Source organism: Acinetobacter sp. Ac8 (assembly GCF_055392545.1).
In genome coordinates, this window is the sequence record NZ_AP043689.1 from 307,750 (window position 1) to 331,615 (window position 23,866).

Annotated in this window: 23 protein-coding genes; 10 read left to right on the forward strand and 13 right to left on the reverse strand. The window is 39.2% G+C overall.

Annotated elements, in window-relative coordinates:
• Nucleotides 1-35: 35 nt before the first annotated feature.
• Entirely contained in the window at nt 36-671 is a 636-nt protein-coding gene (gene gacA / locus ACZ5QH_RS01440; RefSeq protein WP_004718392.1) for a response regulator transcription factor GacA, read from the reverse strand.
• A 232-nt stretch (nt 672-903) separates the two neighbouring features.
• On the opposite strand from gacA, the gene pbpG reads away from it, so the two are divergent.
• The 3 genes from pbpG to ACZ5QH_RS01455 all read left to right on the forward strand — a co-directional run bounded on the left by pbpG (nt 904) and on the right by ACZ5QH_RS01455 (nt 3,543).
• Complete coding sequence (gene pbpG, locus ACZ5QH_RS01445; protein WP_004718389.1) at nt 904-1,959, forward strand: D-alanyl-D-alanine endopeptidase PBP7/8; 1,056 nt, start codon at nt 904-906, stop codon at nt 1,957-1,959.
• Nucleotides 1,960-2,130: 171 nt separating this feature from the next.
• A complete protein-coding gene (locus ACZ5QH_RS01450; protein WP_303577783.1) occupies nt 2,131-2,760 on the forward strand; it encodes a DUF6915 family protein in 630 nt (209 codons plus the stop codon).
• Between the two features lie 9 nt (nt 2,761-2,769).
• Complete coding sequence (locus tag ACZ5QH_RS01455) at nt 2,770-3,543, forward strand: hypothetical protein (RefSeq protein ID WP_303577782.1); 774 nt, start codon at nt 2,770-2,772, stop codon at nt 3,541-3,543.
• 66 nt (nt 3,544-3,609) lie between these two features.
• On the opposite strand, the gene thrC is transcribed toward ACZ5QH_RS01455, so the two are convergent.
• The 4 genes from thrC to xerD form a co-directional block, all read right to left on the reverse strand.
• Entirely contained in the window at nt 3,610-4,749 is a 1,140-nt protein-coding gene (gene thrC, locus ACZ5QH_RS01460) for a threonine synthase (protein WP_004818568.1), read from the reverse strand.
• Nucleotides 4,750-4,884: 135 nt separating this feature from the next.
• On the reverse strand, nt 4,885-6,189 hold the full coding sequence (locus ACZ5QH_RS01465) for a homoserine dehydrogenase (protein ID WP_004718385.1): 1,305 nt from the start codon (nt 6,187-6,189) through the stop codon (nt 4,885-4,887).
• A gap of 125 nt (nt 6,190-6,314) precedes the next feature.
• Nucleotides 6,315-7,127, reverse strand: a complete 813-nt coding sequence (locus ACZ5QH_RS01470; protein ID WP_004818569.1) for a thioredoxin fold domain-containing protein — start codon at nt 7,125-7,127, stop codon at nt 6,315-6,317.
• A gap of 122 nt (nt 7,128-7,249) precedes the next feature.
• A complete protein-coding gene (xerD, locus tag ACZ5QH_RS01475; protein ID WP_096732730.1) occupies nt 7,250-8,167 on the reverse strand; it encodes a site-specific tyrosine recombinase XerD in 918 nt (305 codons plus the stop codon).
• Between the two features lie 168 nt (nt 8,168-8,335).
• On the opposite strand from xerD, the gene ACZ5QH_RS01480 reads away from it, so the two are divergent.
• Genes ACZ5QH_RS01480 through ACZ5QH_RS01490 form a run of 3 tightly spaced genes read left to right on the forward strand, consistent with a single transcriptional unit; the run spans nt 8,336 to nt 10,745 of the window.
• Entirely contained in the window at nt 8,336-8,605 is a 270-nt protein-coding gene (locus ACZ5QH_RS01480) for a FeoA family protein (protein WP_004718380.1), read from the forward strand.
• Complete coding sequence (gene feoB, locus ACZ5QH_RS01485) at nt 8,602-10,464, forward strand: ferrous iron transport protein B (protein ID WP_096732732.1); 1,863 nt, start codon at nt 8,602-8,604, stop codon at nt 10,462-10,464. Before ACZ5QH_RS01480 ends, feoB begins: the two co-directional genes overlap by 4 nt.
• A 29-nt stretch (nt 10,465-10,493) precedes the next feature.
• Entirely contained in the window at nt 10,494-10,745 is a 252-nt protein-coding gene (locus ACZ5QH_RS01490; RefSeq protein ID WP_239046602.1) for a DUF6587 family protein, read from the forward strand.
• Nucleotides 10,746-10,943: 198 nt separating this feature from the next.
• Here the strand turns inward: ACZ5QH_RS01490 and ACZ5QH_RS01495 are convergent, their stop codons facing one another.
• Together ACZ5QH_RS01495 and ACZ5QH_RS01500 are read right to left on the reverse strand one after the other, a co-directional pair.
• Entirely contained in the window at nt 10,944-12,746 is a 1,803-nt protein-coding gene (locus ACZ5QH_RS01495; RefSeq protein WP_239046601.1) for an ABC transporter ATP-binding protein, read from the reverse strand.
• Between the two features lie 105 nt (nt 12,747-12,851).
• On the reverse strand, nt 12,852-13,241 hold the full coding sequence (locus ACZ5QH_RS01500) for a hypothetical protein (protein ID WP_464016768.1): 390 nt from the start codon (nt 13,239-13,241) through the stop codon (nt 12,852-12,854).
• Between the two features lie 111 nt (nt 13,242-13,352).
• Here ACZ5QH_RS01500 and ACZ5QH_RS01505 point away from each other — a divergent pair, with 111 nt between their 5' ends.
• Nucleotides 13,353-13,976 carry an alpha-ketoglutarate-dependent dioxygenase AlkB family protein gene (locus ACZ5QH_RS01505; RefSeq protein WP_303577781.1) on the forward strand — a complete coding sequence of 208 codons (624 nt, stop codon included), beginning with the start codon at nt 13,353-13,355 and terminating at the stop codon, nt 13,974-13,976.
• Here ACZ5QH_RS01505 and ACZ5QH_RS01510 read toward each other — a convergent pair.
• A complete protein-coding gene (locus ACZ5QH_RS01510) occupies nt 13,961-14,662 on the reverse strand; it encodes an NAD(P)H-dependent oxidoreductase (protein WP_303577780.1) in 702 nt (233 codons plus the stop codon). The genes ACZ5QH_RS01505 and ACZ5QH_RS01510 overlap by 16 nt on opposite strands.
• A gap of 314 nt (nt 14,663-14,976) precedes the next feature.
• The gene (locus ACZ5QH_RS01515; protein ID WP_004818582.1) at nt 14,977-15,765 is read right to left on the reverse strand and encodes an IclR family transcriptional regulator; all 789 of its coding nucleotides are present in this window, start codon (nt 15,763-15,765) and stop codon (nt 14,977-14,979) included.
• Between the two features lie 545 nt (nt 15,766-16,310).
• On the opposite strand from ACZ5QH_RS01515, the gene ACZ5QH_RS01520 reads away from it, so the two are divergent.
• Genes ACZ5QH_RS01520 through ACZ5QH_RS01530 form a run of 3 tightly spaced genes read left to right on the forward strand, consistent with a single transcriptional unit; the run spans nt 16,311 to nt 19,666 of the window.
• Nucleotides 16,311-18,395 carry an FUSC family protein gene (locus tag ACZ5QH_RS01520; RefSeq protein WP_303577779.1) on the forward strand — a complete coding sequence of 695 codons (2,085 nt, stop codon included), beginning with the start codon at nt 16,311-16,313 and terminating at the stop codon, nt 18,393-18,395.
• 2 nt (nt 18,396-18,397) lie between these two features.
• Nucleotides 18,398-18,604 (forward strand): DUF1656 domain-containing protein, encoded by a 207-nt coding sequence (locus tag ACZ5QH_RS01525; protein WP_303577778.1) that lies wholly within the window; start codon nt 18,398-18,400, stop codon nt 18,602-18,604.
• A 51-nt stretch (nt 18,605-18,655) separates the two neighbouring features.
• A complete protein-coding gene (locus ACZ5QH_RS01530; protein WP_004818589.1) occupies nt 18,656-19,666 on the forward strand; it encodes an HlyD family secretion protein in 1,011 nt (336 codons plus the stop codon).
• Between the two features lie 53 nt (nt 19,667-19,719).
• Here the strand turns inward: ACZ5QH_RS01530 and ACZ5QH_RS01535 are convergent, their stop codons facing one another.
• The 4 genes from ACZ5QH_RS01535 to recN all read right to left on the reverse strand — a co-directional run bounded on the left by ACZ5QH_RS01535 (nt 19,720) and on the right by recN (nt 23,419).
• Complete coding sequence (locus tag ACZ5QH_RS01535) at nt 19,720-20,433, reverse strand: SDR family NAD(P)-dependent oxidoreductase (protein ID WP_303577777.1); 714 nt, start codon at nt 20,431-20,433, stop codon at nt 19,720-19,722.
• A gap of 14 nt (nt 20,434-20,447) precedes the next feature.
• Nucleotides 20,448-20,891 (reverse strand): Holliday junction resolvase RuvX, encoded by a 444-nt coding sequence (gene ruvX / locus ACZ5QH_RS01540; protein WP_004818593.1) that lies wholly within the window; start codon nt 20,889-20,891, stop codon nt 20,448-20,450.
• Nucleotides 20,884-21,438, reverse strand: a complete 555-nt coding sequence (locus ACZ5QH_RS01545) for a YqgE/AlgH family protein (protein ID WP_004718361.1) — start codon at nt 21,436-21,438, stop codon at nt 20,884-20,886. Before ACZ5QH_RS01545 ends, ruvX begins: the two co-directional genes overlap by 8 nt.
• A gap of 319 nt (nt 21,439-21,757) precedes the next feature.
• Nucleotides 21,758-23,419, reverse strand: a complete 1,662-nt coding sequence (gene recN, locus ACZ5QH_RS01550) for a DNA repair protein RecN (RefSeq protein ID WP_034613600.1) — start codon at nt 23,417-23,419, stop codon at nt 21,758-21,760.
• Between the last annotated feature and the right edge of the window lie 447 nt (nt 23,420-23,866).

Consider the following 23,866-nt stretch of genomic DNA (forward strand, 5'->3'; position numbering starts at 1 on the left):
AATCGTACTCAAGATAAATTATTGTTTTAATCAATTTATGGCTTAATTAGACCATAACGTATCGCAAGGTGAGTGAGTTTTACATCACTATCAAGTCCTAATTTTTCAAAGATACGATAACGATAAGTATTGACTGTTTTTACACTAACAAAGAGTTTGTCAGAAATTTCTTGTGCACTGACACAATTTACCACCATCATGGCAACTTGCATTTCACGTTCTGACAGCGCGTCAAAAGGTGAGGTTTGTGTATCGGATAAATAAGAGCTTGCAAGTTGTTCAGCAATATCGGCACTAAAATACTTACCGCCTTGCATGACTTTTTTGATTGCGCGAACCATTTCAGTGATCGGCGCGCCCTTGGTAATGTAACCACGAGCTCCAGCTTTCAATAATAGCGATGGATAGGGTTCTTCAGCCAAACCACTCACAGCGAGTACTTTGGTATCAGGTGCGGTTTGTAACAAACGACGGGTAGTTTCTACACCACCAATTCCAGGCATGTTGACATCCAATAAAACCACATTGGGATGTTGTTGCCTTACAATCGTAATTGCTTCTTCACCAGATTCTGCTTGTCCAATGACTTGAATATCGGTCTGATCTTCTAACATTCTGCAGATGCCGGTTCTTACTAATTCATGGTCATCTACCACTAAAACAGTAATCACTTACACCTCCTTAAATTTCTCAATATCGACATTTTTGTTACATAAAGCAAAAAAGACTTGCAAAGACATAACAAAATTGGCAATCCTATTCCTAATATCCATTCAATATTTACGCATAATACGGCGTGATTGAAATATTTGTTTTAATATAGTCACGTTTGAGTGTAAATGTAAGTCATATTTGAGGTAATTAGCAAGTTTGTGAATACCTCCTTGAGGTGAGTAAGTTATCGTGAAAAAACCAAAAAAAACGTTAATGCATGTGCTGAGTTTGTCAGTACTACTCAGTTTGAGTTCTACCGGTTTTGCTGAAATCATTATGAACTCATCGGGGGGGAGCGGACAAGCAACTGTAAATTGGTCTTCTTCAGATGCCAGCCAGTTACTCAATGGCGACTCTCTGGATGATGATGGCGAGGATATTTCTCCAAAAGGCTCAACTACCTTAACCACAACAATTCGTGCGTCAAATGCTGCACCGACAACATTGACCAATAAGTCTGTACAGATTTATGACACCAATACCTATAACAGCCAACCATCGGTAAATGCACGTGCCGCGTTGGTGATGGATGCAAAAACAGGTGAAGTCCTGTTTAGTAAAAATACCAATATGGCGTTGCCTATCGCATCAATTACCAAGTTGATGACAGCGGTGATTACCGCAGATGCCCGTTTAAATATGTCTGAAGACATCACTTTGCAACAAATCGATTTTGCGGGTGCTGGTGGTAAGAATTCAAGTTCAACTTTAAAAGTTGGCGATACCATGAATCGTGCTGAAATGTTACTTGTGGCATTGATGAAATCTGAAAATCCAGCTGCAGCGGCTTTAGCCCGTACTTACCCAGGTGGTCGCCAAGCGTTTTTTGCTGCAATGAATTCAAAAGCACGTCAATTGGGCATGAACTCAACCCATTATGTTGAATCTACTGGTTTAGATCCACGTAATGTTTCTTCTGCTCGAGATTTGGGGATTTTAGTCAGTGCTGCATCGCAATATGGCTTGATCCGTCAATTTTCAACAACAGCACACTATGACTTTAATTTAGGTTATCGCGTGTTGAAATCAAACAATACCAATGCCTTAGTACGTAATGGTGGCTGGAATATTAATATTTCTAAAACGGGTTATATCAATGAAGCAGGGCGTTGCGTGGTTATGCATACCACTGTAAATAGTCGTCCAGCTGTAGTGGTGTTATTAGGTGCAAGTTCTTCTCAGGCACGTACCAATGATGCAACCAATTTATTAAATTGGGTGAGTAATTTACCGAAACGTATCTAATTGGTTTTTCACGGTACTTAACGAGCCAAATGACAAAAAGCTCTTCAATATGAAGGGCTTTTTTTATGCTTAAATTAAGCAGATCAATAAACCATCATCAATAAATTGTATTCGCTTATTTTTTAAAATGGGTTACTGTTGAGCAACAACAAGAAATGATGACCTCAGATAATGAATGCAATGCAACATGCACGGATTTCTGCCAAACGTTGGGGCGGTGAAGCAGAAGACTATTATCAAATACATGGATTTATTGATAGCACCAAAAGTTTATGCAGTGATGCCCGTCATCGAATTTTACATACATTATGGGGCGTAAATTCGGTGGTGATTCCTGTGTTTGGGCATAGCCTTCAAAATAGTGCAGGCAAGTCAATTGATATTAAAGACTTGTGTGAGCGTGATCATCTCTTGGTGGACTACCAACAGCGTTTTATTCCAACCTTAAATGATTTTGTTAATGCGATAGATGCTAAACATTTACCTAAAAACTTTGAACAGCAACTCGAGCAGTTACATCAATATTATTTACAGGATAAAGCGCTTTCACAGCTGATGTTGTCACCTCTGGCTTTAACAGGCAAATTGCATTCTTTGTTAATCACCCACAACAGTTGGTTTATTTACGATATTTTGCCGCGTATTGGGGAATTACCCCCATTAGAAAATATTGTGTATAGCCCAGCAGATTTTTTTAATGCCATGCATTTTGAATTGTGGATGGATAATGGAATGGCAATACCTTTAAGTGCTCAAGGTCTATATCAACGAAAACAGACAATGCAATCAACAAAAAATTAGGGGATTCGTATGGCGACTTATGTGATACGTGCAAAATACTTTGGCTATAACGATGAGGTTTTTTACATCGCTGGAAATCGTATTGCCAATATTTTTGACAATAAACAACAGGCAGAAGCAACCTATAAGCAACTTGAAATTGAGAGTGCGCGTGATTTTGCTCTATATGAAGTTGAATCGCTTTTTGAAGCGGATGAGGCGCAATTAAAACAACTGGATGATTTTGTCTTTGCGCATTGTGGTGAACATATTCTGGATGATGATGAATTATCTATGGATGTATTACCTGCAAGCTTAAATGATGAGGATACATTTGAATTTGTTCAGCTTGCCGAGATGCAAAAATTTCAGTTGATACAGTTTGATCAAGAAGTGAAATTTTATGGTTTATGGTCGATGAAAAAGCAACAATGGTTTGAAGAGCATGATGAGGGTTTTGCTGGTTTGGTTTATTCAGAAAACTCAGAATTGCTTAGAAAGAGTGTGGGGAAAATTTTTGCTGAATATGACTATTGTTCTATTCATCTCAGTGGAACCTTATCAGAACTTTCAGAGCAACCAGGATTGCTGCAAGCATTGATTGCAACTGAATCAGGTCTAAGTTATGACGAGACTGAGCAAAAGTTAAGCATAGCTTATTCGAAACATGAGGCTTTATATGCAGTAAATCCTTTACTCAAGCAGCCTTTATTTGAAATCAAGGAAATTAGTCTTGAAGATATTCAACGTATAGAAAAGGACTTGGCAAGACAGTATAGCTATGACCAATATGAAGAAGAATAATGTTGAGCTTGAGCAAATAAAAAAACCAGTTGTGCACAACTGGTTTTTTTAGATGTGAATGCGTTATTACATATTTGAAAGAATAGAGTCTTTCACTTGATTCATTGTTGCATCAATAGACAGCATCACTGCATCTTCACATTGTTTAATTGCAGTATCAGGATCTTTTAGACCATTACCTGTCACAGTACATACAATCACAGAACCTTCAGCAATTTTACCTGCTTTGATATCACGAATTGCACCACCGATAGATGCCGCAGAAGCAGGTTCAACAAATACACCTTCATACATAGAAAGCAAACGTTGCGCTTCTAAAATTTCAGCATCAGTCAATTCATCAAACCAGCCATTTGAGTCACGAACGACCGCTTTGGCATGATTAAAGCTTTGAGGATTACCAATACGAATTGCTGTTGCAACTGTTTCTGGGTTTTCAACAGGACCACCACGTAAGAACGGTGCAGCACCAGAAGCTTGATAACCGACCATGATTGGGCGACCTTCAGGGTTTGGACCTGTAAACTTATCTGTTGCAGGGTCATAAACCACTTGTTCAAATGCTTCAACAGGTTGATTCGCAACGGCTTCAGTATAACCCATCCAATGCGCAGTGATATTACCCGCATTACCGACAGGTAAGCAGTGGTAGTCAGGCGCACGACCTAACGCTTCTACGATTTCATAAGCAATGGTCTTTTGACCCTGTAAGCGGTATGGGTTGATTGAGTTAACAATCGTTACCGGTGCTTGGTCTGCAACTTCTTTAACCAAACGCATGCCGTCATCGAAGTTGCCACGAATTTGCATAGTGATCGCGCCGTACATCATCGCTTGTGCCATTTTACCCATGGCAATTTTACCTTCTGGGATTAACACAAATGCTTTGATACCCGCACGAGCAGCATATGCAGCAGCAGCAGCAGAGGTATTGCCTGTAGATGCACAGATAATCGCCTTAGAGCCTTCTTCTACCGCTTTGGTCACTGCCATGGTCATACCACGGTCTTTAAACGAACCTGTCGGGTTTAAACCTTCATACTTCACATAAATTTCAACATTCTTACCAATAATACCGGGAATATTGTCTAATTTAATGAGAGGCGTATTACCTTCATTTAAAGAAATAGCACGTGTAGTTTTCGATACTGGTAAGCGGTCACGATAGCGATCAACAAGTCCTGTATAGCGATTGGCATTAGACATGATGGTGTTCCAATTGTGTGTAGAGCAAATAAGATATTCTTTTAACCTCTAAGCCTCTACTTGGAGAGGCTGCACCATTCATTGAATGGCGCTTTGCAGGGTATTGCTGCAAATTTAGAGGAGTTTAAAACCCGATTAGTTATCGAGCAATTCTAAACGAATTCGTACGATTTCGCCATGGATAGCAGGTAAGGCTTGAATTTGTGCAATCGCTTCATTCATTTTCGATTCGACGATCGGATCAGTCAAAATCACGATAGGAATCAGATCTTTTAAGCGAGGTTGCTGCATGATGGCATCAATACTGATCCCCGTGCGACTTAAAATTGTTGTTACATCTGCGAGTACGCCAGTTTGGTCTTCAGCATTTAAACGCAAATAATAACCTGTGGTCATCTCATCACTCGACAAGATGTGCAAGTCGGAAAGAGCTTCAAAGGCAAGCTGAGGAATAGTACCTGAACCATCTTCTGTGTAAATGATATCACGGACAATATCAACCACATCTGCCACAACCGCAGAAGCAGTAGGGCCTGCGCCTGCACCTGCGCCATAATACAATGTAGGACCAACTGCATTGGCTTGAACTAGAACAGCATTCTTCACACCATTTACATTGGCAAGAAGTTCTTCTTCAGGAATCAGGGTTGGATGTACGCGAAGTTCGATGCCTTTGCTAGAACGACGTGCAATGCCCAAGTGTTTGATTTTATAGCCAAGCTCTTCAGCGTATTTCACATCTTGTGCAGTAATCTTGGTAATACCTTCGGTATAAACCTTATCGAACTGTAAAGGAATACCAAAGGCACATGATGCAAGAATAGTCAGCTTATGCGCAGCATCAATGCCTTCAACATCAAATGTTGGGTCTGCTTCGGCATAACCAAGTTCTTGAGCTTCTTTGAGTACGTCCGCAAAGGCACGCCCTTTTTCACTCATTTCAGTCAGAATGAAATTGCCTGTACCATTGATGATACCTGCTAGCCATTCAATTTTATTGGCTGCTAAGCCTTCACGAATGACCTTGATAATTGGAATACCACCGGCAACCGCTGCTTCAAAGGCAACTTGTACGTGGTGATCATCAGCCGCTTTAAATAGCTCATTTCCATGTTCTGCCAGTAAAGCTTTGTTTGCCGTTACCACTTGCTTGCCATGTTTAATCGCTTCCATCATGACTTCATAAGCAGGGTGGATACCGCCCATGACTTCAACGACAACATCAACATCAGGCTGGCGGACGATATCTAGCAGGTCGGCGCTCTGTTTAATGCTTGCTGGTAAATTTAGATCTGGACGTGGACGACGCGTACCTACGTGGGTAATTTCAATTTCTCGGCCGGTGCGACGTCTAATTTCAGCAGCGTTTTCTTGTAGTAGTTTAAGGGCACCACCGCCTACGGTTCCAAGACCGAGTATTGCCAGACGAACTGGTTTCACGTCACACTCCAATTATGTATATAAATTATATTAAGCTTAGATCATAGCTAAAAAATGCGCCAGACTCTAGAGTCTGACGCATCTTTATATTGAGCTATAAATAATAGTAAATTTACTGATAAAAATTATTTATTTAAACGGCTTTCAATTTCGTCAGCAGTCATATAACCGCCCAGATATTCACCCTCTGCATTGTAGATCGCAGGGGTACCATTTACACCCATTTTTAGACCTAAAGCATACAGGTCACGAACTGGATTTTTACAGCTTGCTGGTGGAAGCGCAGTACCGGCAATGGCTTGATTAAATGCAGCACTACGGTCTGCACTACACCAGATACTTTCCATCGTCGGTATAAATTGTTCACCACGTGGCCATGCGATATAACGTATTTCAATACCTTTAGCCGTGATTTCACTGATATGTTCATGAAGTTTATGGCAATAAGGACAGCTTGCATCAGTAAATACATAGATCACATGTTTAACCTTACCTTGCGCAGGGTAAACCAAGAGGTCCTTAATATTTAACTCAGCAAGATATTTCTTGTTTTCTGCAGCTTGTATTTTGTCACCAATGCTACTGAGTTTATCGCCACCTAAACGGATTACATCGCCTTGGATCAGGAATTTACCATCAGATGTTGCATAGACTGAGCTCATGCCTTCCATACTGATCCAATAAAGATTGGGCATTTCAGTCGGTTTCGCATCTAAAATTTTGGCTTTAACACCAGCCTTTTTGAAATTGGCCTGTAATGTTTGGATTAGACGTTGTTTTGCATCACGCTCAGTTAAATTCGATGCCTCACCTGTTGCAGGTGCTGTCGCAGTTAAAGTGTCATCTTTTTTTGAGTCTGGATTTTTTGAACAAGCACTCACTGCCATCGTGCTTGCAATAAGACAAGCCAACATCAATTTTGAACGATTCAATTGCATAAATAACTCTTTATGTTTCTTCAGCATGATTTGAGGGAATTAGCATAACAAAATTTTTAATAGTGTACTTTAAAACTTGATTAAGGGATGTAAATTGCCGATATACACGTCATGCTCAGCCATCAAGCACGTGGATGATATTTTTCATGCAGCTGTTGCATACGGATTTGTGCGACATGGGTATAAATTTGTGTGGTCGATAAATCACTATGCCCCAAAAGCATTTGCACCACCCGTAAGTCAGCGCCATGATTTAAAAGATGCGTTGCAAAAGCATGACGTAAGGTATGAGGTGATAGCTCAGCTTGGATCCCAGCTTGTAAGGCATAACGCTTGATGGCATACCAAAAGTTTTGACGACTCATGATGCCACCATGTTGGGTTAGAAATAGATAATCGGTAGCGGATTTATACAGTTGTGGGCGAGATTCAGTTAAATATTTTTCCACCCATTCACATGCCATACCCCCCAAAGGCACCAAACGTTCTTTATTGCCTTTACCTGTGATTCTTAAATAGCCTTGTTTTAAATTGATCAAATCTAATCTTAAATTGAGAAGCTCTGAAACACGTAAACCACAAGCATAAAGTACTTCAAACATGGCGCGATCACGCAAACCTAACGCTGTTGTGACGTCTGGTGCTTGGATCAGTGCTTCAACGTCCTGCTCCGATAAATCTTTAGGCAATGCTCGTCCGAGTTTTGGGGTTTTATGGATTGCGACAGGATTATCTAAACGAATCTTTTGTTCACGTAAAAACTTAAAAAATGAACGTAAAGCAGAAAGTGAACGGGCAATTGACCGAGGGCTTTTACCTTGTTTGGTGAGTTGAATAAGCACATCGGAGATGTCTTCATGTGTCCAATTCGGAAGGTAAGAATTTACACATTCACTACATTGAATTAAGTCCGATAAATAGGCGTTTCTTGTATGCGGACTGACCGTTTGTGCAATTAAATAGTCACGGAATCCCTGTAAAAAGCCTAGATTTTCAGGAATGGCAACAGCAGCAGGAATACGTGGTTTCTTATTTAGCATGGGCTTCGGTGGTGTTTAAAACTTATCTGTTGATGGAATGTAGACTAAAAGAAAACATAAGTCGAATATCGTATTTGAATGAGAATTGTAATCAAACCTTACTTGGTAATTATTCTCATTTGTATGTATAATAGTCTGTCTATCGTGTAAATTTTAGGGTTAATTGCTGTGCGTTTGTCAGACTTGAAAGTAAAGCAAACTGCCATTATCGCAAAGGTCAATCGCACCTCGCAAGATAATGTCAATCAGCCAGATTTAGTGGCGAGTCGTTTAGAAACTCTAGGTTTTGTGCCTGGCACACGTGTACAAGTGATCACAAAAGGTGTTTTTGGTGGTGATCCTATTCTCATTCAAATTGGTTTTACTCGATTTGCGTTACGCAAGATCGAAGCCGAAAAAATTGAAATACATCAGGCATTAGAAGGAGCTTCCGCATGAGCGAAACTTTACGTATTGCTTTAGTGGGAAATCCTAACTGCGGTAAAACTTCACTTTTCAACCATTTAACCGGTACACGTCAAAAAGTTGCCAACTATGCTGGGGTGACTGTTGAACGTAAAGTGGGTACATTTAATTTACCTTCTGGTCGTGCGGTGCGTGTTCTGGATTTGCCTGGAACGTATAGCCTCGATGCAGCCAGTCCTGATGAAGCCATTACCCGTGATGTGGTTTTGGGGAAAATTGCCGGCGAACAAGATCAGCAGGCATTTTTATGTGTGGTGGATGCAACCAACTTAAAATTACATTTGGGACTTGTGCTTGAAGTCATTGAACAAGGCAAACCGATTCTGCTTGTATTAAACATGATGGATGAAGCGCGTCGTCGTGGGATGCAGATCAATACCCAAAAATTATCACAGCGTTTAGGTATTCCCGTGGTGGAAACGGTTGCTGTGCGTAATGCAGGGATTGAAAACTTGATGGGTGCTTTGGAAAATGAAAAATTCCACACACCAAGTGCAGAACTGAGTGATGTTAAGCTTTCAGGTTCCAATCATGAAAAAATTGACCAAATCTTAAAAGATGTGGTGATTTTTTTAGATCATGAAGACAAACGTACTGATTTTCTCGATAAGATTTTTTTACACCCCGTTTTAGGACTTCTTAGCCTTGCGCTGATGATGTTTATTGTTTTCCAAGCAGTATTCGCTTGGGCAGCGCCATTTATGGATGGTATTGAAGAATTTTTTGGCTGGTTTGGTGGCTGGATTGGGCAGTTTATTACCCAACCACTACTTCACAGCTTAGTGGTCGATGGGATCATTGCAGGTGCAGGTAGTGTAGTGGTGTTCTTGCCACAGATTCTAATTCTGTTCTTCTTTATTTTGGTTTTAGAAGAGTCAGGCTATCTACCGCGTGCGGCGTTTCTACTCGATAAATTGATGTTTAAAGCAGGCTTAAGTGGTCGGGCGTTTATCCCACTGTTATCCAGTTTTGCCTGTGCGGTACCTGGGATTATGGCGACTCGAAGTATTAGTGATCCACGAGATCGTTTGGTGACGATACTGGTTGCGCCGTTAATGACATGTTCAGCGCGTTTGCCAGTGTATGCCTTGCTGATTGCTGCATTTATTCCAGCGAAAATGGTTTGGGGTTTCCTTAATCTACAAGGTTTAGTGCTCTTCGGTTTATACATGGCGGGAATTGTGAGTGCGCTCATTGTTGCGACCGTGCTGAAGTTTTTCCAGAAAGATAAATCACAACATGCTTTATTGATGGAATTACCAAGCTACCGTATCCCAGATATAAAAAGTGTATGGATTGGGTTGTTAGACCGTGCCAAGATCTTCTTAAAGCGCGTCGGTGGCATTATCTTCGCTTTATCGATTTTGTTATGGTTCTTGTGTACATTCCCTCAACCGCCAGAAGGCGCGACATTACCCGATATTGACTACTCTTTTGCCGGGATGCTGGGGCATGTGATGCACCCAATCTTTGAACCGCTTGGATTTAATTGGCAAATCTGTATTGCTTTAATTCCAGCGATGGCAGCACGTGAAGTTGTGGTTGCAGCATTGGGTACGGTTTATGCTTTATCTGCAGCGGATGATGATGCAGTCGCTCAAGGTTTGTCACATCTGATCAGTCAGGGTGATTTAAGCTGGTCAGTTGCAACAGGTTTATCGTTGTTGGTGTGGTTTATCTATGCACCGCATTGTTTAGCGACATTGGCTACGGTAAAACGTGAAACAGGTTCTTGGAAAACTGTTGCTGGTATGACAGTTTATCTATTTGGTTTGGCTTATTTAATGGCTTTCCTCACTTATCAAATTGCGTCAGGTTATTTTGGTCTATAAGCCAGAATCTTGAAGCAAAGGAGCTAGAGATGATTGAATTTTTGATTATTGCGGTATTGGTGATTTGGAGTGCAATTTTTGTATTTAAGAAAGTCTTCCCAAAGTCAGCGTATTCGGTGTTTTCTAAACTGGCTCAATTTTGTCAGTCGCAAGGTTGGACTCGTTTAGCCAAATGGATTCAGCCTGCGATGGTGAGTGGATGCGGTGGCGGTTGTGGTTGCAGTAGTGCTGAAACGGACAATCCTAAAAAAGTTGAAGTCCAAGCAGTAAAATGGAAATGATTAGCCTCTAAATTATTACTCTAAAAAGAAAAAAGCCATTCTAGAACATAGAGTGGCTTTTTATTTGTATGTGGGAATAGTTCATAAAAGATAATTTATCTCGTTAGCAGATAGGCATATCTTGAATGATCCAATGCTGCAGAAATCAATTTAATCAGTATGAGCTTCTGTAGGTTTATACAAAGCACTAACTAGACTTTAGCTATGGGTTTCCTCCTCGCCATCATCTTCAAAAGTTCGTGCAATTTTTTCGATATTTAAGCTTTTAGCCATCGCATCAAAAATTTCCTTATAAGCACCATCTTGATGATAAAGATCATGATGTTCACCATGCTCAACGATTTGTCCTTCTTTCATCACATAGGTGTAATCGGCATCAATAATTTGCGAAAGGCTGTGCGAGATCATAATCACAGTTCGGCCTTGTTTAATCTCATCTAAACTTTGTTTGATTTGCTCTGAAGCGATGGCATCTAAACTTGCTGTGGGCTCATCTAAAAAGATAATCGGCGGGTTTTTAAGGAACATTCGAGCAAGTGCGATTCGCTGTTGTTGTCCGCCAGACAATAGCAAGGCATCTGCTTCATAGGCATGCGGTAATTTTAAAATCTGCTCATGAATCGAGGCTTTTTTTGCAGCTGCGATGACTTCTTCATTGCTTGCATGGGGCTTACCATAACGAATATTTTCTAAAATTGAGCCTTGGAAAATATGGTTTTTTTGCAATACTAAGCCAATATTTTCTCTTAAATAGTGTGTATCGAGTTGCTCTAAATCAATCCCATCGAGTTTGATACAGCCTAAATTCGGGGCATAAAATTTATCCAGTAGGCTGATTAAGGTTGATTTTCCCGCACCTGATAAGCCCACTAAGGCTGTGATTTTATTGGGTTGAATAGTCATGTTAATCCGATGTAAGGCTTGATGACCATTTGGGTAGATAAAATCAACATTTTCCAATTCAAATTTGCCATGAATTTGAGGTTTCATTAAACCACTGGCTTCGATTTCATGATCTGCTTCTAAGATACTAAAGAAGCTTTCTGAATAGATCATTGCTGAGTTAATTTCATCATAAATACGATGCAAAGAGCGGATCGGTGCAGACACGTTATTGAACAACAATACATGGTACATGATCATCCCTATACTCATTTGTCCATCTAAAACAAAGTAAGCAGTTAAAATAATGATCAGGACTACACCAACTTGTTCGATAAAGGTTTTTAAACCATCAAAGATATAGCTGGTTTGTCGAGTTTGCATCTGATTTTCAGTCAGTGACTTTTGTAAGTTCAGTTGCTTGGTGGATTCAACAGCCTCTTTATTAAAAGATTTAATCACTGTAATTGAGTTAATAATACTCAAAATACCTTGATTCTTCTTTTCCATGTTATCGCGCAAGGCTCGACGTTTGCCAGAAAGCTTTTGTGATTGTTTAAAGGTCAGCCAAAAGTAAATTGGTACAATGATTGTTGCGACCACACCCACCCAAAAATTGGCATAATACATTAGGGCTAAAGCGATAATTGCACTGGTAAATAACGGTAAAATATCAATAAAAAAGATTTGAACCAGCCGAGTGAGCGAGCTAACTCCACGGTCGATACGGGTTTGTAATTTTCCTGCTTGGTTATTTTTCTGATCGAAAAAGGCCAATCGATAGGTAATAAACTTTTCGATAATGCCCTGAGATAAATCCTGTGAAATTAAAATTCTGAGTTTTTCACCAAATGATTTTTGCCCAAATTGAACAATTGCATTGATGACTTCTTTGGCCAATAAAACCACAGTAATGGTAATGATAATGTGCCATCCATCCGCTAGGCCTTGTCCTGCTTGGATCAGATGGTTAATGCTGTCTACAGCATATTTAAGTGTGAGGGCATTGACCTGAGCGGTGAGTGAGCCAATCAACGTTAACACTAAGGTGACGATGACAAGCCAGCGGTAGGGACGTACAAAGGGGCGTAATTTTTGAAATAATTGCCATAAATTCATAGGTTTTTGCTTTTTATCAGCTTGGTTTTAGTCTAAAGCTGAATAAACGTTGCTACAAGTGATTGCTATGTTTTGAATTGTGAAAGATTTTAATAATGTCTTACACTAGTCCGAATCTTCACGATCAAAATCCTCTTGAAATTGGTCTGCTAATTTAAATCCGAGTTCATTAAGCTTTTCAAAATACTTGAGATAGTCTTGATCTTCCATATCATATGGAAGATCATTCCATAAAAAGTGAACCAGCCATTGATACCAACGTGGTGGTGCTGGGTAACGATGCAAATAGTTGACCTTTTCAGCAAAGCTCATTTTTTGCTGACTCATCCATTCATCTAAATACATCATATGTGATTCTCCGCTTCCCATTCGCCATCCTATAGAATAAGGATGGTATTCTGGTGCAAAAATCCATGGCGGTGGGACTTCGCCATATTTGGCTAAATAGGCTTGGACGCCTTCTATATACCACTGTTCATTTGAATATTTACCCATGATATGACCTACTATTCTTCATATTAAAGTTGTTTAATTTTGATCAAAAATGACTTGTTTCATGTTAAATATTGATTCATTGTTGGATGAACCAGTCGCTCATTTTAGACCATGAATTTAGATTTATTTGAACCTGAAGCACAAGATAATTTACTGCCTTATGATGGGGTAGTAAAAGACTTTGGCTTAATTTTGGATCATGAACAAAGTCAAAAATATTTAAATTATTTTCTACAGCATTTGGCTTGGCAACATGATGAAGTCTATTTGCATGGTCAATATTATAAAACTGAGCGCAAAGTGGTGTGGTATGGCGATGATGATTACCAATATCATTATTCAGGTATGGCAAAACAAGCCCATATCTGGAATCCCGCTTTATATCGACTCAAACAGCATATCGAGCAACTCACAGGGCAAACTTATAATTCCTGTTTGGCAAATTTATATGAAAATGGCTCACAAGGCGTGGGTTGGCATAGTGATGATGAGCCATCATTGGAAGCGCCCAACCACAATGTGGTGATTGCTTCATTGAGTCTAGGTGCTACTCGAAAATTCAGTTTTAAGCACAAGTGGAAAGCTAAAAAAGTAGATTTACTTTTACACAGTGGTCAGTTGATTGTGATGCAAGGGCAGACCCAACGTTATTGGAAACATACCCTCGCCAAATCTAGACGAATTTTAGCGCCTCGTGTAAATTTGACCTTTCGTTACTTTTATCCAAGTGGATAAAGCTTGTCATCAAATTGTTCAAGTTTAGGAAAGTCTAATGCAGGTAAATTTTCTAAGTTATGTAAATATTGCTGATAATCAAGCAGGATTTGTTGGCGTGCTTCATTAGAAATATATGGGACATGGTAAGCGGTAAATGGTGGTAACACGTCAAAGCCTGCATAAGCTAAAGTTCCACGTTGAATCGGCAGTAATAAATCCTCAATTGAACCATGAATCGCATGATCACCAAACATATGTTCACGGCCACCCAAGGTAAAGCTTAACAAGGCTTTTTTCCCCACCATGCCACCGTGGTTATAAAAACGTTTACCACCATAGAAAATACCCGAAACGAATACGCGATCAATCCAGCCTTTTAAGATGGCAGGTACAGATGTCCAATACATGGGGAAACTTAAAATCACTAAATCTGCTTTTTGTACTTTTTCAATTTCAATCTGAATGTCTGCGGCAATCTGCTTATTTTTATAAGCATGGCGTTGTTCCAAAGCATAATTCATATATTCAGGATGACTCAGTTCTGAGAAATCCTCTCGTGATGCGATTGGATTAAAATTCATGGCATACAAGTCTGAAACTTCAACTTGATGTCCTAATTTTTCCAAGACCTCAACAGCATGATCTTTCATCGCGGTTGTAAATGAAAGGGGTTCAGGGTGTGCATGGACGATGAGAATATTCATAACATTCCTTAATTAAAATTATGCATCATTGTTATTGGCTGCTTTAGATTATTCCTCAATGAAAATGATTCGCCAATTACTCTAATTATTTTTTTAATGGCTTAAAAGTAAACTTAATGGATAAAAAATTTTGCGCATAAAAAAGCCTATGTTTAAACACATAGGCTTCCTTACTCTGAGGAGGAATTGTCTTCGCAAAAACAATGTCCAAAAAATCATGGATTACTGAAGAACATAATCATATTATGAGAATATAAAAACATTATCAAGAGATAAAAACATTACAAAATGTTAAATTATCAAGATGATTGCGCTTATGGGTGAAATTCAGATAATTGGTCATTGGCAGAGAGTGCTTGATAGCGTTTTTCAATCTGTGCAGCAGACTCTTGCAAGGTTTCAATTAGTTTTGGGGTGTTGACATATTCAAAACGATTTTTTGAAGCAAGTACGGTCAATGCTAAAGGCGCTTCTTTACTTGAAAACTTCACTGGGATCGATAAGCCAGAAACATTTGGATCAAGTTCACCTTGTGAAAAATAATAACCTTGTTTTTTTATTTTTTTCATTTTATTAACAAAGGTTTCTTCATTTTCAGCAAAACCAACTTCAGTTAATTGTGTTGCAAAGCGAAGGTAATATTCATGAATTTTCTGTTTAGATAAATGCGCCATGATCACTTTAGGTGAAGAGCCCATAAATACGGGACGAGGGCAACCACGACCATAAGAAAGTAAAGTTTCATCACGATACACTTCATGATGAACATCAATACAATAGTCATCATTTAAATGTGTCAGTAAACAGCAAAGCTCTGTACGTTCTGAAATTTCTTGCATAAATGGTTTGCTGATTTGAACCAATGGATCGGTGGTTCTAGAAATATAGTCCATCACAGCAATTTTAGGACCAAGGGTGTAATCGCCTGAAGTTCCATTTAAGCGTTGCAAAATATCAGCCGAAACTAATTCTTTTAAATAGCGATAGCTGGTCGGTTTAGATAAACCAAGCTCTTCACAAATCACATCGACATTAATTACTGGGCGAGACACCGAAAATAAATCCAATACGGTGAGAATTTTGCCAAAACTGGAAAGTGCCATTGATGACCTACTCAATTAGTGAGAATCAAAAAAAATAATAATGAATGTTACTTTATAACAAATTGTTCAAGAAAAAACAGTGGAATTTGCATTGTAAATGCAAATGATTCTACATTTTTAACTTTAGTGGTTATTTTGAGAAAAAGCACTACATTTGAACCTCAAAGTAAATTATATTTAGTTGTATTATCAAAATGAGATATTTTTATTGATTATTTGTGTTTTTTTTGAGATTATTGCTGATATGAATATCCAATGGTGAATTTATACTTTTCTAGAAGTATAAATTTTTATCATAAATTGAGTCCTTCTCTACTCAATCGTTGTATTTGAGCAAATGCCTAAATTTGTTCTTCTATTCACATCTTTTTTAAAACCACACTGTTTATTTGACTAAGCAGTGCGGTTTTTTGGTCGCTAAGAAAAGAAAATGTGATGTGTACAACAAAGCCTCATAAAAGTGGTGAATATCAGCTTGCTAGATCTTAGAGAGCTAGAGATGACAGAGAAAATCAATGAAATTGAATTTATAGTGAGTTGCTTGCATGTTACTGATCAAACCCTTATTGGCTTTTAGACCCAATAAACTCGATTGGATTTTTGCGAGCAAAACTTTCATTGCAGGAATGCTGGCACTCTATATCGCATTTGAGCTCAACCTGAGCTATCCGATTTGGGCGATTGGTACAGTCTTTGTAATTGCCAATCCTTATTCGGGCATGATGGCATCAAAAAGTATCTATCGAATTTTAGGAACCTTGATCGGAGCAATTTTTGCTATCGCAGTGATGCCTCATTTGGTTAATACCCCTTGGTTATTTACCTTTGTACTGGCAACTTGGGTGGGGATCTGTCTATATCTGTCTTTAATCGACCGATCACCACGCAGTTATGTGGTGATGTTAGCGGGTTATACCGCAGTGATTATTTGTTTTAACTCGATTTATTATATCGAGACGGTGTCCATTTTTGACATGGCAGTGGGTCGTTTCTTAGAAATCTCGTTGGGTGTGGTGTGTAGTGCTGTGGTCTCGGCCACTATATTTCCTATGCATATTGGGCCTGTGGTCGAACTCCGTGTCACTAAAACCATGCAAGACACCAAACAGGCTTTTGACTCAATTTTGTCTGATCCGGCACATACAGATAATTATACTCAGCTATTGACCAATATCACGCGTGATACAACAGATATTCATAGTATGGCTGTGCATTTAAGTTATGAAACTTCAAAATTTAAGGGCATGACCAAGCCACTCCAAGAGTTGCTACATCAAGTGACGATGTTAGTGGCTAACTTGGTCGCAATGTCAGAACGGATCAAGCAACTGGATCAAATTGATTTAACTTATCGTCCGTATCTGCTTGAGTTTCATCAAAAGATTGATGATTTTTTAGAAGGTGAGAATGCCATTCTTGAAGATGAGCTTAAGCACTTACCTGAACATTTTGACCAAGAATTTCAAACTATCACTGAACATGCAACTGCTAAACAACAGGTGATTTTGGGCAGTCTAAAAATGGATATTCGCCATTTTATTCAAAATGTTCGTGCAGTGAAGTTTATTTGGCAATGCATGCAGCAAGGTAATCATAGCTTACCTGAGTCCATTGTACCTTTAACCACAACCTATCCCAGTTTACATCGTGATTATGGCGTTGCGGTACGTGGCGGGATATCGGCATTTTTAACCACCAACATTGCCTGTGCATTTTGGATTTTAAGTGGCTGGAAAATGGGCTTTATGGTGGCAGAAATGGCCGCAATTACAGCATGTATTTTGACCTTTTTAGATGACCCTGTACCTGCGCTAAAAATATTTATCCGCTCCAGTATTTATGCCGCTATTTTGGTTTTTATTTATGCATATGGGATTTTTCCGCATATCACCGCATTTTGGGAGTTAGCCGTTGTATTAGCCCCCTTTATTATGTTCTGTGTGATGTTGTATTTACATCCGCCTTTGCATGCACTGGGTTTACCGCTGATTATGAGTACGATTATGGGGTTAAATCTGCAAAACCGTTATTTGATGGATCAGATCACCTTTTTTGATGCTTCGATTGCAACCGTGATTGGGCCGATTATCACGGTTTGTATTATGCAAATGGTACGTTCAATGTCCCCTGAAATGACAGTAAAACGGATGTTGGCTTTACACTATAAAGCTATGCGGGAAAGTATTGCGATGTCTTATGGAACGGGCTTTAGAATTCATTTACGCAGTATGCTTGATCGTATTGGCGTGTTAAATACCAAATTGATTCAGTCAGAACAGCTCAAAATCGAAATTAATAATGCTTTGATTGAGTCGAGTGCCGCAATTGATTTAACTCGTTTGCAGGAGCTGGTCCAAAAATTGTCGCCTGAATCTACGACGACCAGTGCAATTGTTAAATTACAACGCTTACTTAACCAGTGGCTAAACGAAAAAGCAGTAACTCAGCCTGATGATAACTTACGACAAGCATTGATTCAGCAATTTGATCAAGTCTTGCAAGATGCGCAAGCGGTAGGTGATCAAGATATCCGACAGCGTATAGAAATTTCTGTGAATAATATTCGCAATAGTATTTGCCATATTCATCTGGTTGATGCGCAACCTTCAACTGTTCTAGTGGGAGCATAAATATGGGTGAGCTCAACATTTATGGTGTTTATGTCCCAATATTTTTAATTCAAGCAATTCTGGTATTCATCATCTGGAAAGTGGTGTGTATTGGTACAGATCGCTTGGTTGAAAAAGAATGGATTGCATTACCTGGAATTTTTAATATCTGTATCTATTTGATTTTATTATGGTCGATTCATTGGGTATTTATTCAGATGACGACTTAGCCGCTGCAATAGAGCTGATTTATTTTTAAGTTTAATGATTGGAAAATTGAAATGAATACGTTTGACATACGTAAGGCAATCCGGCCGATATCATTGGGTATCGTGGTGATTATTGCGATATTTTGTGCGCTGCATATCTGGAATTACTACAATGCAGAACCTTGGACACGTGATGGGCGTGTCCGTGGCGATGTTATTCAAGTGTCTTCTGATATTGCTGGTTTAGTCACAGAGGTGATGGTTCAAGATAACCAAACCGTGAAAAAAGGGCAGGTGCTTTTTAAAATTGATTTAGCACGCCAAACTTTAGACGTGGAACAAGCAAAATCAGATCTTGCAAAAGCCCAGTCAGGACTGGCTGAAGCTGAAGCGGGGCTTGCTGAGGCAAAAGCCAATATTGTGAAGTCAAAAGCCAATATCAATCTTGCAGATAAAAATGCACGCCGATATGCAGACCTGATGAATGGCGCGATCTCTAAACAAGAACAAGATCAAATGTTTGCTACACGAGATCAGTCCCATGCAGAGCATCAGCAATTGCAAGCTGCGGTACAACAAGCAGAAGCCAATATCAAACAACAAAAAGCTTTGATTGAGGCAGCAACCAGTAGTGTGCATTTGGCTCAATTGAATATGCAACGTTCAGAAGTGATTGCACCTGCAGATGGAACATTATCAAATTTTGATTTGCGCGCAGGGAATTATGTCAAAGTTGGGCAAGCTGTTGCCGCTTTACTTGATCGTAAACAGCTCTATGTTGTGGGATATTTTGAAGAAACCAAACTCAATAAAATACATCTAGGTGATCCTGCAACAGTACAACTCATGGGCGATTCTTTGAAATATAAAGGCCATGTTCAAGGGATTGCGTCTGGGATTGAGGATCGTGAACGGACCACTTCGTCAGGCTTATTGGCCAATGTAAATCCAACATTCAGCTGGGTACGTTTGGCTCAGCGGGTACCTGTGAAAATTATTTTAGATGAAGTTCCCCATGATTCATTGGCCTTTGTCGCAGGGCGTACCGTGACGGTACATATTTTAGAACAAGCAAAAAAATAACCAGCATCCATCATTAAACTTTGATCTTGAAGCCCATTGAAAAATGGGTTTTTTTATAGATTTAGGTCTGCCATAGCGGGCATATTAATTTCCTTAACACAGCTGGCTTGACTGGTCGATAAGATAAACTTGATGGCAAGAATAACGTCTTGTAAGGGAATTAACTCATGACCACTCTGTTGTAAAACTTCATCTACAGATGTATCCAGATCAAACTCAGTGGCCAAGTAGCCTAGATTTAATATGCTTACTCCAATCTGGTCTTTGCGTAAACTTTCTCGGAGGGAGTGGACAATGCCTCTGAGGGCAAATTTGCTGGCTGAAAAGACCACTTCTTTGCCGTTATGATTATCTAGTCCCCACGTAGAACCAATCAAGATAATTTTTGCATTTGGGGACAGTCTAAGATTCTCAATCAAGGATTGAATTGCCAAAATACAGGATTGAATATTAGTATAAATCAAATTTGATATTTCAATGTCAGTGCATTGTTCAAAGTCATAATCTGCTTGGAAGGCTTTTGTTTCCCAGATTCCGACATTATAAATCAGATAATCTATAGGCTGATTTTGAATTTGATTTTTAACTAAATCCCGAGCATGTTCAGGTTTTGATAAATCAGCAGAGATCCATTTGAAATGAGCAAGGTCGCACTGTGGCTGAGAACGTGAAATACCATAAACCAGATCTTGTGTTTGAGGTACTGCGTGTAAAATAGCTTGCCCCAAGCCTTTGCTTACACCATAGATGACATAGGTTTTTGACATTTTTAATGCTCAGTTTAAGGGGTAATGCCTTCTGGGTTTCGATACCAACTTTCAATAAATAAAGCCGCTGCAATACTATCCGCTGCTAATTTCTTTGCTCGCCCTTGCGCGTGGTAATGATCGAGTTCATCTCGTGCTTCACGTGTGGTTAAGCGCTCATCGACCATTAGGGTTTCAATATTGGTTTGATGACGTAAACGTCGTGCAAATTTGCGTGCGCGTGTGGATAATTCTGACTCGGAATCATCCATATTTAATGGTAAGCCGACCAGAAATAAATTCGGTTGATGCTGTTTGATGATCTTAAGCAATTCATCCCAATTGGGGATACCATCTTTCATTGGAAAAAGTGCAAGCGGTGTTGCACTTTCAATGATGGAGGAGCCTACAGCCATTCCCGTTTTTTGTGTACCAAAATCAAATGCAATAATCAGTTGTGGGGAATTTAAATCAGGCATGTCCAATCTCAGAAGATAACCAAGTACGATCAATCCCTATTTTACGATAAGCCGCATCCCAACGGTCGGTATAAGGCAAATTAAACACCAAATCCATGTCTGAATCACAAATCAACCAATCGCCACGGGTAATTTCATCTTCAAGTTGATTTTTAGTCCAGCTGGCATAGCCCAATGCAATTTGATAACGACCTACACCTTCATTGTGTGCAATCGCATCTAAAATATCTTTGCTGGTGGTAATACACAGGTTTTCACCTACGGCAATCGAAGAGTGCCAGGTTGGTTGTCCTGTATGGATCACAAAACCCGCTTCTGGGCGTAATGGACCACCTTGTAAGACTTCATGCGGATGCACATTATCTGCTTCAATTTCTAAGTCATTCAAAAGTTCTTTGACTTGAATACCTGAAGGTCGATTGATAATAATACCTTGCGCACCATCTTCATCATGACGGGCAAGATAGATTACCGTATTGGCAAAGAAATCATCAGCAAGATCAGGTGGTGCAATCAAGCAGCGATGAGAAAGATATTGTTTAGGCACCGATATGCAACTCCTTTTCAATCCGCTTAAATAATTTTAATTGTTCAAATAAAATCTATACCTATATAAATAGCACAATTAATATCAATAGGTTGTGAATATTTTAAAAGCCTGCAAAAACAGCCCAAGTTTTTCATTAATATGTTTAAAATATAAACAAAATGGTGTCCAAATAAAAATGTGCATCTTTATAAAAGCGAAGACAATAGGGCGAGTGAATATATGAAAGTGCTTCTATTCCAAAATAGGAATAAAAAACCAGTCGCGTGCTGACTGGTTTTTTATATGGGTATTCTTTTTTATACACTAGATTGAGGTATTAAGACGGCTGAAATTTCAATTGTCTTAATTGTTTTGCATGTTGCAAGGTGGTTTCACCAATTTCAATACCACCTGTCATACGAGCCAATTCTAAAATAAGTTGCTCTTCTTCTAGTGCAACGATGGTACTACTTGCAGGATCTGTTTGCAGCTTTTTCACCAATAGGTGTTGATCGGACTGGGCCGCAACCTGAGCTTGGTGAGTAATACATAAAATTTGAACGTGTTGCCCCAAGCCTGCCAATAAACGTCCGACAATTTCAGCGGTACCACCACTGATTCCGACATCAATTTCATCAAACACTAAAACTTCTGCTTCGGTTTTTTCGGCATTCATCACTTGCATGACCAATGCAATACGTGACAGTTCACCACCAGAAGCAACACGTGCCAGCGGTTGAGGTGGAATCCCTTTATTGGCAGTAAAGAGTAATTGAATAAAGCTTAAACCTTCCGCAGAAGCCTGTTCCAATGGTTCAAATTTAAATTCAAAATGCGCTTCTGGTAGCGCCAGTTGTTTGACTTGCTCAGTCAGTTGCTTGGCTAAAGGTTCAGCGGCATTACGACGAATCTGATCTAAATGTTGTGCTTTCTCAACAAACACTTGATGAGATTGTTCAACTTGCTCAGCGAGGGTTTCAGGATCTTCAAGTTGATGTAGTTGCTCTAATTCATTTTGCCATGTTTCATATTGTTGTTTGAGTTCATCGGGTTGAATACGGTATTTACGTGCCAAGCGATGAAAGACTTCGAGTTGTGTATTTAACTCATCCATACGTTCAGGATCAAAACTTTGACGGTCTATAAACTGACGTAAATTTGCCGTTGCGTCATCAATTTCACTTTGTGCGTTGATCAATGAATTGTAAATTTCAGACAGCAGTTCACTTCGTCCAGCATGCGATTCTAAACGTCGAATAATTGAAGAAATTTCTTGAGTAATATTTTGTTCAGATTCATCAAGAACATTTAAGCTATAGCCACAGTCTTGCATGATGTGTTCATGGTGACTTAAACGATCAAATTCTTGTTCGATTTCTTTATAATCAATACGAATGACATCTTCGAGTTCTTCAAGTTGTAATTTTAAAGTGTCAATACGTTGCAGGCGATTAGCTTGTGCATCAATCGCTGCTTGGTGTGTACGAATATTTTTTTGCCAAGTGCTGTACGCATCACGCACATCTTGGGCTGGCTGATAAAAATTACTATACCGATCTAACCAATGCTTCGGGTAGGGCGGTTCAAGCAGTTGTTGTTGGCTATGTTGGCTGTATAGTTGCACCAAAAGGCGGCCAAGTTCTTTTAATTCAGCGAGGCTGCTGGGACGACCATTGATCCATGCTTTGCTGCGACCTGTTGCAAAGATCACCCGTCTTAAATGAATTTCACCAGATTCATCATCTAATTCATGGGTGTTGAGCCAATTTGCTTCAGGACTCTGTGCTTGATAGCTAAAAACGGCGGTAATATCGGCTTTTTCAGCACCATAACGCACATAATTGGTATCGGTACGTTCACCTAAACAGGCTGACAACGCATCTAATAATAATGATTTACCCGCACCTGTTTCACCTGTAAGCACGTTGAACCCTTGCTCGATATCAATAGCAAGGTTATCGGCTAAAGCAAAATTAATCAGATTTAAGTGTGTCAGCATAAACGCATCCAAGCTGCGAACGGTGAAGTTCTAAGATAGTGAAGTTTTGTTGTGGTCACAAGTCAGAACGTATTCTAATACGAAGTAATTTTAAGCATTCTAAATAATTTTAATATGAAAATGTAATTTCCTTTGCTTAAGTTGCCAGTAAAAACATCAAAATAGATAAATCCTATTGAATTAGATAAAAAATGAAGCAAATATCTATATTTTTTATGACTGATTTTATGCAATAGACATTTGAATCTATTGATCTGCATCTTTTATTAGCCAATATTGAAACAAGACATTTCTTCACTCTAAGTAGGAAATAAATTGTTCATCCACAGGATTGGTATTCTTGGTGACAAGTATTGTGGTTTTGGGTCTTTATTGTTAGAGAAGCTTAAGCTTTGATCTAAGCGGACTGATAAAGCAGAGCAAAAATAGAAATAGCTTAACCTTAAA